This is a genomic window from Streptomyces poriferorum, from assembly GCF_019399235.1.
GTDB lineage: Bacteria > Actinomycetota > Actinomycetes > Streptomycetales > Streptomycetaceae > Streptomyces > Streptomyces poriferorum.
On the sequence record NZ_JAELVH010000156.1, the window covers coordinates 1 to 12,383 of the forward strand.

Genomic DNA, 12,383 nt, shown 5'->3' on the forward strand with positions numbered 1-12,383 from the left:
GTGGAGCGATATCGCTCCACGGCCGTCGTGCTGTCCCGGCTCAGGGAGAGCGTCAGGCCCAGGCCGCGACCATGTAGCCCACGCCGTACGGCGCGTCGTCGTAGAGCAGCCGCCCGTCCAGCCCGGCCCCCTCGGCCGCCCCCGCGAGCACCTGCCAGGGCGCACGGCCCGCAGCCTTGAGTTCGTACGCCAGCGCCTCGTCCAGCGCGATCAGCGCACCCGTGTCGGCCGCCCCCAGCGCCCGCGAGGCCTCCGCGTCGAACCCGGCGGCGCGCTCGTCCAGGTAGCCGGGCGACTTCACGGTGCGGCAGGCACTGCCGTCGCCCATCACCAGCAGCGCGACCCGGTCCGCGCGGTCGGCCAGGGCGCGCCCCGCCTCCGTGCAGCGGGCGGTCTCCAGCGGCTCTCCGACACCGAGCGCCTCGACCGGGGTGCCCGCCCATCCGGTACGGGCCAGCAGCCACGCGCCGACCGCGAGCGACGGCGCGAGCGGGCGCTCCGCGACCGCGGCGCTTCCCACGTCTCGCCCCAGCCGTACGCCGAGGTCCACACCGAACTCCTGGAAGCCGCCCGTGGCCCCTTCGGGGTGCGTACCGCGGCCCGCGGGACCGGCTGGACCGATCACGATCAGCAGATCGGGCCGGGAGGCCGCGAGCACCCCCAGGGCATCGGTGCACGCGGTCCTGGCTCCATCGAGCTCTGGCGCGGCACCGGCGGCGACCTCGGGGACCAGCAGCGGCGGGCAGGGGCAGACTGCGGCGGCGACAAGCATGAGGGGCAGCGTACTGGCCCGCCGCGGGCGTACCGCGCGGGGACCGTACAGCGCCGTCAGTCGCAGCCGCAGCCCGGTGCCGAGGCGGCGGGCAGCGGCGCCGGGGCGCCGATCCCGGGCAGGCCCAGCATGACGCCGACGGGCTTGGCGGCCGCGGCGGCGGTGCGCTTCTCCCAGGCGTCCCCCGAGCGGGTCCGCCGCACCCCGAGGGGCGCACCCTCGGCCAGCAGGTGGTGCGGGGCGGCGTAGCTGATCTCGACGGTCACCACATCGCCGGGCCGGACGTCCTGGTCCGGCTTGGTGAAGTGGACCAGGCGGTTGTCGGGGGCGCGGCCGGACAGCCGGTGGGTCGCGCCGTCCTTGCGGCCCTCGCCCTCCGCGACCATAACGTCCAGGGTGCGGCCGACCTGCTTCTTGTTCTCCGACCAGGAGATGTCCTCCTGGAGGGCGGACAGGCGCATGTAGCGCTCCTGGACGACCTCCTTGGGGATCTGCCCGTCCATGTCGGCGGCGGGGGTTCCGGGGCGCTTGGAGTACTGGAAGGTGAAGGCGTTGGCGAAGCGCGCCTCGCGGACCGCGTGCATGGTCTGCTCGAAGTCCTCCTCGGTCTCCCCGGGGAAGCCGACGATGATGTCGGTGGAGATCGCGGCGTCCGGCATCGCGGCCCGCACCTTGTCGATGATGCCGAGGAAGCGTTCCTGCCGGTACGAGCGCCGCATCGCCTTCAGAACCGTGTCCGATCCGGACTGCATCGGCATGTGGAGCTGCGGCATCACGTTCGGTGTCTCGGCCATGGCCGCGATCACGTCGTCGGTGAAGTCGCGCGGGTGCGGCGAGGTGAAGCGGACCCGCTCCAGTCCCTCGATCCGCCCGCAGGCGCGCAGCAGCTTGGAGAAGGCCTCGCGGTCGCCGATGTCGGAGCCGTACGCGTTCACGTTCTGGCCGAGCAGGGTGATCTCGGAGACGCCCTCGGCGACCAGTGCCTCGATCTCGGCGAGGATGTCGCCGGTCCGGCGGTCCTTCTCCTTGCCGCGCAGCGCCGGAACGATGCAGAAGGTGCAGGTGTTGTTGCAGCCGACGGAGATCGAGACCCACGCCGCGTACGCGGACTCGCGGCGGGTGGGAAGTGTCGAGGGGAACGCCTCCAGGGACTCGGCGATCTCGATCTGCGCCTCCTCCTGGATCCGGGCGCGCTCCAGCAGCACGGGCAGCTTGCCGATGTTGTGCGTACCGAAGACGACGTCGACCCAGGGCGCCCGCTGGACGATGGTGTCGCGGTCCTTCTGTGCGAGGCAGCCGCCGACCGCGATCTGCATCCCGGGGCGCTTCGTCTTCATCGGTGCGAGCCGGCCGAGGTTGCCGTAGAGCTTGTTGTCGGCGTTCTCGCGCACCGCGCAGGTGTTGAAGACGACGACGTCGGCGTCACCGTCGGATCCCTCGGGCGCCCGTACGTAGCCGGCGTCCTCCAGGAGTCCCGACAGCCGCTCGGAGTCGTGGACGTTCATCTGGCACCCGTAGGTGCGCACCTCATAGCTTTTTCTGACGTCCACTGCTTCGCTCCGGTTGCCGCTGCTCATGCCACAAGGGTAGGCGCTGCACGGACACCTCCCGCCGCGGGCGGCGTGCGGACCGCGCACCCGCCGCCGCGGCGGGCTGTGAGATCCGACGGCACCCCTGGCCAGGGCCGGGAACCACCTGGCAGGATCGCCGCCATGCTCCCGGCTTTGTCCCGAATCGGCCGGCGTCGCTCCCTGCGGGCGGGCGCCGCCGCCGTCGTCGTGCTCGGACTCCTGCTCTGGTGGCTGCTCCCCCTCGGGAATCCGGCGCCGAACGGGACTCTGACGTTCAGCACGGGGGTGCGCAGCGGCGTCTACCAGCGGTACGGCGAGCGGCTGGAGGGCGCGCTCGCCAAGGATCTTCCCGAGGTGTCGATACGGCTCCAGACCAGCGAGGGCTCGCAGCAGAACATCGCCCGGGTCGCGACGGGCAAGGCCGACTTCACCATCGCGACCACCGACGCCGTCGCCACGTATCTGCGGGACCGCAAGCCGGGTGCCGACCGGCTGCGCGGCTGTGTCCGCCTGTACGACGACTACATACAGCTGGTCGTGGAGCGCGGCTCGGACATCCGCAGGGTGGCGGATCTGCGGGGCAAGACGGTCGCGGTCGGGCAGCCGGGTTCGGGGGTGCGGCTGGTGGCCGACCGGCTGATGACGGCTGCGGGCCTGGATCCCGTCGCCGACGTGACGGCCGTGCCCGTGGGCATCGACACGATGCCGAAGCTGCTGGAGGACGGCCGGCTGGACGCGTTCTTCTGGTCCGGCGGACTGCCGACCACCGCGGTCGCGGATCTCTCCGCCCGGTTCTCGATCCGGCTGGTTCCGCTGGAGGACCCGCTCATCAGACAGCTCCAGGCGGCCGGCGGGTCCACCCGGTTCTACCGCTCGGCCGTGATGCCGGCCGACGCCTACCGCGACGCCCAGCAGGGACAGGCCGTTCCCACGGTGGCGGTCGCCAATGTGCTGGTGACGACGGACCGCACCAGCGCCGCGATGACGGAGGCGTTCACGCGCACCGTGATCGACAGCAGGGACCGGATCGGCCGCGAGGTGCACGCCGCGCAGCTGGTGGACCTGCGGACGGCGATCTACACGGATCCGCTGCCGCTGCACGAGGGCGCCAAGCGCTACTACCGGTCGGTCAAGCCCTGAGGGCCCACCATCGCCCGGTCAAGCCCTGAAGGCCCACCACAGCTCGGTCAGGCCCTGGGACCGGGGGCCCTTCGTCCCCGCGTCCCGGCGGGCCCGCTTCTCAGCCCTGGGGGCCGTTGCGCGGGACCGAGACCGTCACGCGCAGCCCGTGCGGTTCGTTCCGCGTGCAGGACAGCGCGCCGTCGCTCGCGGCGAGCAGCGCCTTGGAGATGGAGAGTCCGAGCCCTGATCCCCGCACGTTCTGATGCTGGGAGCTGCGCCAGAACCGGTCGCCCACGCGCTCCATCTCCTGCTCGGTGAGCCCCGGTCCGCCGTCCGCGACGACGACGGTGACACACGCGCTGTCGGAGGCGACCGTGACCCGGACCTCCTCGTCCCGCGGGGTGAACTTGAGGGCGTTGTCGATGATCGCGTCCAGTGCGCTGGACAGGGCGATGGGGTCCGCCCACGCGGTGACGGCCCCCATGCCGTCCGCCCGCAGCCGTACGCCCCTCTCCTCGGCCACCGGCCGCCAGGAGGCGACCCGTTCGGCACTGAGGGCGCCGATGTCAGTGAGCTGCAGATCGGCGTCGGCGTGCTCGGCCAGCGCCAGGTCGAGCAGGTCGTCCAGAACCTGGCCGAGGCGCTTGCCCTCCGTACGCACGGAGGCGATCTCCTCGTTTCCCTCGGGGAGTTCGAGAGCGAGCAGCTCGATCCGCAGCAGCAGGGCGGCCAAGGGGTTGCGCAACTGGTGCGAGGCGTCGGCCACGAAGGCCCGCTGCTGCTCCAGCACGTCCTCGACGTTGTCGGCCATCTCGTTGAACGAACGGGCCAGGCGCCTGAGTTCCGGGGGCCCGCCGGAGGCGGCCACCCGGGACCGCATGCGCCCGATGGCGATGTCGTGGGCGGCGGCGTCGAGTGTCCGTACGGGGAGCAGTACCCAGCCGGTGAGCCGGTTCGCGGCACCGACGGCCACCAGCATCGCGATGACCTCCCCCGCGGCGATCACCAGCCAGCCGCGGAGCGTTGCGGCGCGCATCTGGTCGGTGGGTGAGTCGATGACGACGACGGCGATCACGTCGCCGTCCCGCACGACGGGCGAGGCGACGACCACCCGGCCGTCCTGCCAGGGCCAGACCTGGGGCGGGTCGTGGCTGCGACGGCCGAGCAGCGCCTCCTTGAACGCCTCGCGGCCCTCGCCCTCGTCGGGCAGCCGCCAGGACGCGGGCGCCTTGGCCATGGCGGTGTCGTCGCGGTAGAAGACACCGGCCCGGATGCCGTACACGGCGTCGTACGTCGCCAGCTCGCCCTGGAGTGTGCGGCGCCGTTCGTCGTAGCCGCTGGTGCGTTCGGTGATGAACTGGGCGAGGGCGGCGAAGCGTGCCGTGTCGTCGATCCGGTCGATCACGACGCCCTGTTGCCGGGCCGCGGCCACGCTGACGGCCAGCGGGAAGCCGAGGGCGAGCAGGACGCCCGCCATGAGGACGATGAGCAGCGGGAGCAGCCGGGTGCGCAACGGGAACGTACGCCTCTACGCGGACGGCGCGACGAGTCGGTAGCCGACCCCGCGCACGGTCTCGATCAGGGCGGGCAGCCGCAGCTTGGAGCGCAGGGAGGCGACATGCACCTCCAGGGTGCGGCCCGTCCCCTCCCAGCTCGTACGCCACACCTCGCTGATGATCTGTTCCCGGCGGAACACCACGCCGGGCCGCTGGGCGAGCAGCGCGAGGAGGTCGAACTCCTTGCGGGTGAGCTGGACCTCGCTCCCGTCGACGCTGACCCGGCGGGTCGGCAGCTCGATGTGCACATGTCCCAGGCGGAGCGCGGCGAGGGGCGTGGGCGCGGTGTCTTCGGGGCCCGTCTTGCGCCGGCTGACGGCGTGGATGCGGGCGAGGAGCTCACCGGTGTCGTACGGCTTGGTCACGTAGTCGTCGGCGCCGAGGTTGAGCCCGTGGATCCGTGAGCGGACGTCGGCCCGCGCGGTCACCATGATCACGGGTACGGAGCTGCGCTTGCGGATCTTCCCGCACACCTCGTAGCCGTCCTGGTCGGGCAGACCGAGGTCGAGGAGTACGACACCGAAGGGTTCGGTCTCGGTCGGCAGGAGCGCCTGGAGTGCCTCCTCGCCGCTGCGGGCGTGGACGACCTGGAAGCCGTGCCGGGCGAGGATCGCGGACAGGGCGGCGGCGACGTGGTTGTCGTCCTCGACGAGCAGCAGTCTCATGGCCCCCTCTTCCTCCTCGTGCGCAGTGTCCGTACGGTCGCGTACGCCCCCCGTTACTTCCCCGTACCGGGGCGTTTCACGTCAGGGTGTACCAGAGCATCCACCCCGATGACGGGGGGCCAGTCAAGTGCCCGCCTGTTGCATCCAGGTTTCCGTTATGCACCCGGTACGCCCCGGGGCGCAGAAAGGCGCCCCGTTCACACGGAGTGTCCGGTTGCAGCCGGATCGTTATGCTCAATTTCCGCTCAGATGTAATGACGCTGGTAGCACTGCGTCACTAAGGTCCTTCCCAACCGAGGAGGACGGAGCATTAAGCCGATGAGCGGAGTTTCAGTGACCAAGGGCGCCGAGGACGCTGCACCCGCGGCCGGCGACGACCTGGTCGTGCTGAGCAACGTCAACAAGCACTTCGGCGCGCTGCATGTGCTCCAGGACATCGACCTGACGATCGCCCGCGGCGAGGTCGTGGTCGTCATCGGGCCTTCCGGGTCCGGGAAGTCCACGCTGTGCCGCACGATCAACCGCTTGGAGACGATCGACTCGGGCGCGATCTCGATCGACGGGAAGCCGTTGCCCGCGGAGGGCAAGGAGCTGGCAAGGCTGCGTGCCGACGTCGGCATGGTCTTCCAGTCGTTCAATCTCTTCGCGCACAAGACGGTGCTCGAGAACGTGACGCTCGGCCAGCTCAAGGTCCGCAAGACGGACAAGAAGGCTGCCGAGGACAAGGCGCGTTCACTGCTCGACCGGGTGGGCGTCGGAACCCAGGCCGACAAGTACCCCTCCCAGCTCTCCGGTGGCCAGCAGCAACGTGTGGCGATCGCGCGGGCGTTGGCGATGGACCCGAAGGTCATGCTCTTCGACGAGCCGACCTCCGCGCTCGACCCGGAGATGATCAACGAGGTGCTGGAGGTCATGCAGCAGCTCGCCCGCGACGGCATGACCATGGTCGTCGTCACCCACGAGATGGGCTTCGCCCGCTCCGCGGCCAACCGCGTCGTCTTCATGGCGGACGGAAAGATCGTCGAAGAGGCCACGCCCGACCAGTTCTTCAGCAACCCGCGCAGTGACCGGGCCAAGGACTTCCTGTCGAAGATCCTTCACCACTGATGGAGCCTTCGGCGCCGGTCTCCGGACCGGCCGATCACTCACATCGCGTCAACTCTAGGGAATTTCACCATGCAGCTTCGTAAGGTCACCGCCGCCTCGGCCGCCGTGCTCGCCCTCGCCCTGACCGCCACCGCCTGTGGTTCCGACGACAAGGACGACGCGTCCGGTTCGGGCGGCGGCAAGAAGATCACCATCGGTATCAAGATCGACCAGCCGGGTATCGGCCTGAAGACCCCGGACGGCAAGTACACCGGTTTCGACGTCGATGTCGCCACGTACGTCGCCAAGGAACTGGGCTACGACGCCGCGGACATCACGTTCAAGGAGACCAAGAGCGCCGACCGTGAGACGTCGATCGAGCGCGGTGACGTGAAGTTCATCGCCGCGTCCTACTCGATCAACGACGAGCGTCTGCAGAAGGTCGACTTCGCGGGTCCGTACCTCCTCGCCCACCAGGACATCCTGGTCCGCGCGGACGACTCCTCGATCAAGTCGCCCGAGGACCTGAACAACAAGAAGCTCTGCTCCGTGGCCGGCTCGACCTCGGCGCAGAACGTCCACGACAAGCTGGCCCCGAAGGCTCAGCTCCAGGAGTACGGCGGCTACTCGGAGTGCCTGACCGGCCTGGAGAACAAGGCTGTTGACGCGCTGACCACGGACGACAGCATCCTGGCCGGCTATGCCTCGCAGGACGCCAACAAGGGCAAGTTCAAGCTGGCCGGCTTCAAGATGACCAACGAGAACTACGGCATCGGCCTGAAGAAGGGCGACGCCGACCTCAAGAAGAAGATCAACGACGCGCTCACCAAGATGGTCTCGGACGGTTCGTGGAAGAAGGCCGTGGACGCCAACTTCGGTCCGGCGGGCTACAAGAACGAAGAGGCGCCGAAGATCGGCGACATCGTCAAGTGAAGCAGGGCTGACCGGGCGCGCCGTCACTGACGGCGGCGCGCCATGCCCTCCTACACGCGGAAGCGCGGGAGATCGTGTTCGACTTTCTTGAAGGTTACGACCTGCTTGGGGCGTTCTGGGTGACGGTGCAGCTCACCGTCTACTCCGCCCTCGGCTCCCTCATATGGGGAACGCTGCTGGCCGGCATGAAGGTCAGCCCGGTCCCCCTGATGCGCGGTTTCGCGACCGGCTACGTCAACGTGGTCCGGAACATTCCGTTGACCGTGATCATTCTCTTCGCCTCGCTGGGCCTGTTCCAGACGCTCAGCATCAGTCTGGGCGCAAGCGACTTCACGGACATCAACTTCAGGCTCGCGGTGCTCTCGCTGAGCGCCTACACCGCCGCCTTCGTGTGCGAAGCACTACGATCCGGTATCAACACGGTGCCGGTCGGCCAGGCCGAAGCCGCACGCGCCCTCGGCCTGAGCTTCACCCAGATACTGCGGCTGATCATCCTCCCGCAGGCATTCCGATCGGTCGTCAATCCGCTCTCCAACGTGCTGATCGCGCTGACGAAGAACACCACGGTCGCCGCCGCGATCGGAGTGGCGGAGGCCTCGTACCTGATGAAGGGCATGATCGAGAACGAAGCACAGCTGCTTCTGATCTCGGCCGTCTTCGCCTTCGGCTTCATCGTTCTGACCCTCCCGACCGGCCTCATCCTCGGCTGGGTGAGCAAGAAGGTGGCGGTGAAGCGATGACCTCGGTCCTGTACGACGCCCAGGGGCCGCGCGCCAAGCGTAGGAACGTCCTCTACACCGTCCTGTTCGTGCTGGGCGCGGCAGCCGTGGTGTGGTGGGTGTACGACGGTCTCACCTCCAAGCACCAGCTCGACTGGGTCAAATGGAAGCCGTTCTTCACCAGCTCCCAGCCGTGGGAGACGTTCCTCTGGCCCGGGCTCCAGAACACGCTCAAGGCGGCGTTCTTCGCTCTGATCATCGCGCTTCCGCTGGGCGCCCTGTTCGGAATCGGGCGGCTCTCGGACCACCGGTGGGTGCGGGGGCCGGCGGGCGTGGTCGTGGAGTTCTTCCGCGCCATTCCGGTGCTGATCCTGATGCTCATCGCGAACCAGGCGTACTTCGAGTACACCGAGCTCGACCCTGACACCCGCCTGCTGTATGCCGTGATCACTGGGCTGGTGCTCTACAACGCCTCGGTGCTCGCCGAGATCGTGCGGGCCGGCATCCTGACGCTCCCCTCGGGGCAGACGGACGCGGCCAAGGCGATCGGCATGCGCAAGGGCCAGACCATGGTCTTCGTGCTGCTGCCGCAGGCGGTGACCGCGATGCTGCCCGCGATCGTCAGCCAGATCGTGGTGATCGTGAAGGACACTGCCCTCGGTGGCGCGGTGCTCGCCTTCCCGGAGCTGCTGGCCTCGGTCCGGCCGATGGCCGCGAACTACGGTGCCAACACCATCGCGTGTTTCACGATCATCGCCGTGATCTACCTCGCGCTGAACTTCGCCCTCACCTCGTTCGCGAGTTGGCTGGAGCAGCGGCTCCGGCGCGCGAAGAAGAGCACGGGCGCCATCGTGGGCACCGGCCCCGGGGGCGACCTGGAGACGATCGATGCGCCGTCGCTCAAAATCGATGGCGAACGCGCCGTCTGACGACTCGTCGACAGACGCCCGCGAGGGGCGGTGGCACACCTGCCACCGCCCCTCGCCGCGTTCCGGTGTCACTTGACGCGCGCACCCCCAGTAGGTTGCATACGTTCTGTGATCGCGCCCCGAGCCTCCGCCGCCGCATCTCCCTCGACGCCGCCCTCCGCCTCAGGAGCCGTCCCGGCCCCCTGCCTCCTCCCGTGCGCCTCCACGCGTCCGACCACAGGTGTTCCGGGGGCCGCGCCGTGGACCCGGTGATCGTCGTCGGTGCCGGGCCGGTCGGCCTGGTGCTGTCGCTCGCCCTCGCGGCGCAGGGTGTGCCGTCCGTGCTCCTCGACGAGGACCCGGGCAAGGACGAGACACGTCCGGCCCGCACGGTCGTGCTGCGCGAGGACACCGCCGACCTGGTGGAGCGGCTCGGCTGCAAGACGCTCCAGGACGAGGGCCTGCGCTGGACCGGCTGGCGGTCCGTACGGCGCCGGCAGCTGGTGCGCGAGCTCCCGCTCGGCGTGTGTGCGCCCGACGGCGACCGGCCTGCCGCCCCCGTCCACGTACCGCAGCACGCGCTGGTACGTGGGCTGCGGGACGCCGTCGCCGCGCAGGAACTCGTGCAGACGGCGCGACTCAGCCGCATCGACACACTGGAGCAGGACGCCGACGGGGTCACCGTCCACACGCGCGAGCCCGGCGCGACCTGGTGGCGCGGGAGTTACCTGGTCGGCTGCGACGGCGCCCGGTCCACCGTGCGCAAGCTCCTCGACATCCGGTTCCCGGGGCGTACGGCGGTGGAACGGCATGCCGTCGCCGCGCTGCGCACCGAGCTGCCCTGGCCCGGCGAGGCCGTGCTGCACCGCCTGCCGCCCTGGCGCACCGGTGGCGCCGAAGTCACCGCGCGGCCGCTCCCGGACGGTGTCTGGCGGCTGGACTGGCTCCTTCCGCCGCGCGGCGAACTCGTCACGCCGGACGCCCTCGTCACCCGGGTAAGGGACACCCTGGCGGGCTGGTGCGGCGAGACGCCCCCGTACGAACTGCTGGACACCGGCGTCTACACGCTCCACCACCGGCTCGCCCGGCGCTGGCGGGTGAAGCGGGCCTTCCTCGCCGGGGACGCCGCGCATCTGCTCGGTGCCCTCGGTACCCAGGGGCTCGACGAGGGGCTGCGGGACGCCGAGAACCTGGCGTGGAAGCTGGCGCTGGCCTGGCACCACGGCGCGTCCGAGGTACTCCTCGACAGCTACCAGGCCGAGCGCCGGGCCGCCGTCGCCTCCCGTCTGCGCGCCGCCGACCAGTCGCTGCCGATACTGCGGGGCGGCGGGGGTCTGCGGACCCTGGTCCCAGGGAGCGCACGGGGGCACGACTCGCTGCTCACCGACGGACATCTGGGCTGCGGCCCACTCGGTGCGCCCCCGTCCTACTCCCATTCACCCCTTGCGCCCCCACGCGCCGAGGCGCACACCTCGGTGGGTACGCCCCCCGGTGCGCCGGTCGCCGATGTGCGGGTCACCGCGCCCGACGGAACGCCCGTACGGCTCCGGGAGCGGCTGGGGCAGGGGCATCTGCTCGTGCTGCTCGTCGCGCCGGGCACCGGGGTCTGGGACCGGCGGCACTGGATGCGGGCCGGGGTCATGCCCCGGCTCGTCGAGACGGTCGACGGCCTCCCGGTGAAGGCCGAGCTCCTGGTCGCCGAGAGTTACCCGGGTGCGTCCGCGCACACCGTGCTGCTCATCAGGCCGGACGGCCATCTCGTGGAGTCGTTCGGCGGCGTCCGGCCGGCGGAGCTCCTCGCGGCGGCGGACGCGGCGCGCGGCGGCGCGGCCCTCACCTCCGTACGCTCCGGCCGGACCGCAGACGTCAATTGACCGACGCAGGCGCACATGGTCTACTCCGGAACATGACCGACACCGATGTGCGCCTGTGGCGGAGGGTCCATATGGACCTGCTCCGCTATGCGGGCTGCGTGTGTCGCCCGTCCTGCTGAATCGCCTTCTCCTGCTCCGCCGCGCGCGGTGACGTGCGGCAGGGGCATCCACGCGAACTCTCAGGACGGTCCCTGTGTCTGCCTCTCCCTCCCCTGCCGTGCCCGTAGGTACGTCCGCCGGCCCGACCGCCGCCGAACTGCTCGACTTCGTCCGCCGTACCGCCGCCGACACCGCACTCATCGCCTCGCTCCCCCTCGACCCCGAGGGCCGTACCTGGATCCGGCTGGACGGGCCCGGGGGCAGTGAGGCCTGGCTGATCGGCTGGCCCCCCGGCACCGGCACCGGCTGGCACGACCACGCCGACTCGATCGGCGCCTTCCTCACCGCGGCCGGCACGCTGAAGGAGCACTCGCTCGCGGCGCGGCTGCCCACCGACGGCTGGAAGACCCTGGAACTGGCTGAGGACATCGACCGGTCAAGGGAGTTGACGTCGGGTCAGGGCAAGGCGTTCGGCCGGCACCACGTCCACGAGGTGCTGAACGAGTCCGCCGTGGAGCACGCCGTATCCGTCCACGCGTACTACCCGCCGCTGCCGCAGATCCGGCGCTACAGCCGCACCGGCGCGGTGCTCCGCCTTGAGCAGACCGAACGCCCGGAGGACTGGCAGTGAGCGACGAACAGCACGACGACGGCGACGCCCCGCTCGGCATCGATCAACTGCTGGAGCGGGTGCGGGCCGGATACCAGCGGCTCGGACCGCAGGACGCGAAGGCGGCCGCCGAGGACGGCGCGCTGCTCGTGGACATCCGCTACGCGGAACTGCGGGCGCGGGACGGGCTGATCCCGGGGGCCCTGGTCGTCGAACGCAACGAACTGGAATGGCGGCTGGACCCACTGGGAAGCCATCGCGCGGCGGAGGCCGTGAGCCACGGTCTGCGCGTGGTGGTGATCTGCAACGAGGGGTACGCGTCGAGCCTCGCCGCCGAATCGCTGCACCGGCTCGGGCTGTACCGCGCGACGGACCTGGTCGGCGGCTTCCAGGCCTGGCGCGCGGCGGGGCTCCCGGTCGAGGTGTGACCGACTGCCCCGGGCCCGGTCCCGGGGGGCCGCGTCGGCC

13 protein-coding genes are annotated in these 12,383 nt (G+C 70.5%); 9 read left to right on the forward strand and 4 right to left on the reverse strand.

Annotated elements, in window-relative coordinates; translation table 11 throughout:
- Nucleotides 1-52: 52 nt before the first annotated feature.
- Both JGS39_RS24665 and miaB read right to left on the reverse strand, forming a co-directional pair.
- A complete protein-coding gene (locus JGS39_RS24665; protein ID WP_219571642.1) occupies nt 53-772 on the reverse strand; it encodes a class III extradiol dioxygenase subunit B-like domain-containing protein in 720 nt (239 codons plus the stop codon).
- Nucleotides 773-828: 56 nt separating this feature from the next.
- Nucleotides 829-2,349, reverse strand: coding sequence for a tRNA (N6-isopentenyl adenosine(37)-C2)-methylthiotransferase MiaB (gene miaB, locus JGS39_RS24670; protein WP_219571643.1), 1,521 nt, complete (start codon nt 2,347-2,349; stop codon nt 829-831).
- A 135-nt stretch (nt 2,350-2,484) separates the two neighbouring features.
- Between miaB and JGS39_RS24675 the strand changes: the two genes are divergently transcribed.
- A complete protein-coding gene (locus JGS39_RS24675) occupies nt 2,485-3,483 on the forward strand; it encodes a TAXI family TRAP transporter solute-binding subunit (RefSeq protein ID WP_219571644.1) in 999 nt (332 codons plus the stop codon).
- A 100-nt stretch (nt 3,484-3,583) separates the two neighbouring features.
- Here JGS39_RS24675 and JGS39_RS24680 read toward each other — a convergent pair whose 3' ends face one another.
- Together JGS39_RS24680 and JGS39_RS24685 are read right to left on the reverse strand one after the other, a co-directional pair.
- Nucleotides 3,584-4,978 carry a sensor histidine kinase gene (locus tag JGS39_RS24680; protein WP_219571645.1) on the reverse strand — a complete coding sequence of 465 codons (1,395 nt, stop codon included), beginning with the start codon at nt 4,976-4,978 and terminating at the stop codon, nt 3,584-3,586.
- Between the two features lie 15 nt (nt 4,979-4,993).
- Nucleotides 4,994-5,686: a response regulator transcription factor gene (locus JGS39_RS24685; RefSeq protein ID WP_219571646.1), complete on the reverse strand. Its 693-nt coding sequence runs from the start codon at nt 5,684-5,686 to the stop codon at nt 4,994-4,996.
- A 318-nt stretch (nt 5,687-6,004) separates the two neighbouring features.
- On the opposite strand from JGS39_RS24685, the gene JGS39_RS24690 reads away from it, so the two are divergent.
- From JGS39_RS24690 to JGS39_RS24720, 8 genes are all read left to right on the forward strand, one after another.
- A complete protein-coding gene (locus JGS39_RS24690; protein ID WP_219571647.1) occupies nt 6,005-6,793 on the forward strand; it encodes an amino acid ABC transporter ATP-binding protein in 789 nt (262 codons plus the stop codon).
- Nucleotides 6,794-6,862: 69 nt separating this feature from the next.
- Nucleotides 6,863-7,705 (forward strand): glutamate ABC transporter substrate-binding protein, encoded by an 843-nt coding sequence (locus JGS39_RS24695; protein ID WP_219571648.1) that lies wholly within the window; start codon nt 6,863-6,865, stop codon nt 7,703-7,705.
- Nucleotides 7,706-7,779: 74 nt separating this feature from the next.
- Nucleotides 7,780-8,445: an amino acid ABC transporter permease gene (locus JGS39_RS24700; RefSeq protein WP_219571649.1), complete on the forward strand. Its 666-nt coding sequence runs from the start codon at nt 7,780-7,782 to the stop codon at nt 8,443-8,445.
- Nucleotides 8,442-9,353, forward strand: a complete 912-nt coding sequence (locus tag JGS39_RS24705; RefSeq protein WP_219571650.1) for an amino acid ABC transporter permease — start codon at nt 8,442-8,444, stop codon at nt 9,351-9,353. Before JGS39_RS24700 ends, JGS39_RS24705 begins: the two co-directional genes overlap by 4 nt.
- A 239-nt stretch (nt 9,354-9,592) precedes the next feature.
- Nucleotides 9,593-11,206 (forward strand): FAD-dependent monooxygenase, encoded by a 1,614-nt coding sequence (locus tag JGS39_RS24710; RefSeq protein WP_219571651.1) that lies wholly within the window; start codon nt 9,593-9,595, stop codon nt 11,204-11,206.
- 32 nt (nt 11,207-11,238) lie between these two features.
- Nucleotides 11,239-11,325 (forward strand): putative leader peptide, encoded by an 87-nt coding sequence (locus JGS39_RS41965; RefSeq protein ID WP_311307652.1) that lies wholly within the window; start codon nt 11,239-11,241, stop codon nt 11,323-11,325.
- A 74-nt stretch (nt 11,326-11,399) separates the two neighbouring features.
- Nucleotides 11,400-11,936 carry a cupin domain-containing protein gene (locus tag JGS39_RS24715; protein WP_306083362.1) on the forward strand — a complete coding sequence of 179 codons (537 nt, stop codon included), beginning with the start codon at nt 11,400-11,402 and terminating at the stop codon, nt 11,934-11,936.
- Entirely contained in the window at nt 11,933-12,343 is a 411-nt protein-coding gene (locus JGS39_RS24720) for a rhodanese-like domain-containing protein (RefSeq protein ID WP_219571652.1), read from the forward strand. Before JGS39_RS24715 ends, JGS39_RS24720 begins: the two co-directional genes overlap by 4 nt.
- Nucleotides 12,344-12,383 lie beyond the last annotated feature (40 nt).

Coding starts and splice junctions, on each gene's coding strand:
- JGS39_RS24690 (WP_219571647.1), top strand. CDS start 6,005: ATGAGCGGAGTTTCAGTGACCAAGGGCGCCGAGGACGCTGCACCCGCG.
- miaB (WP_219571643.1), bottom strand. CDS start 2,349: ATGAGCAGCGGCAACCGGAGCGAAGCAGTGGACGTCAGAAAAAGCTAT.
- JGS39_RS24685 (WP_219571646.1), bottom strand. CDS start 5,686: ATGAGACTGCTGCTCGTCGAGGACGACAACCACGTCGCCGCCGCCCTG.
- JGS39_RS24675 (WP_219571644.1), top strand. CDS start 2,485: ATGCTCCCGGCTTTGTCCCGAATCGGCCGGCGTCGCTCCCTGCGGGCG.
- JGS39_RS24665 (WP_219571642.1), bottom strand. CDS start 772: ATGCTTGTCGCCGCCGCAGTCTGCCCCTGCCCGCCGCTGCTGGTCCCC.
- JGS39_RS41965 (WP_311307652.1), top strand. CDS start 11,239: ATGACCGACACCGATGTGCGCCTGTGGCGGAGGGTCCATATGGACCTG.
- JGS39_RS24705 (WP_219571650.1), top strand. CDS start 8,442: ATGACCTCGGTCCTGTACGACGCCCAGGGGCCGCGCGCCAAGCGTAGG.
- JGS39_RS24695 (WP_219571648.1), top strand. CDS start 6,863: ATGCAGCTTCGTAAGGTCACCGCCGCCTCGGCCGCCGTGCTCGCCCTC.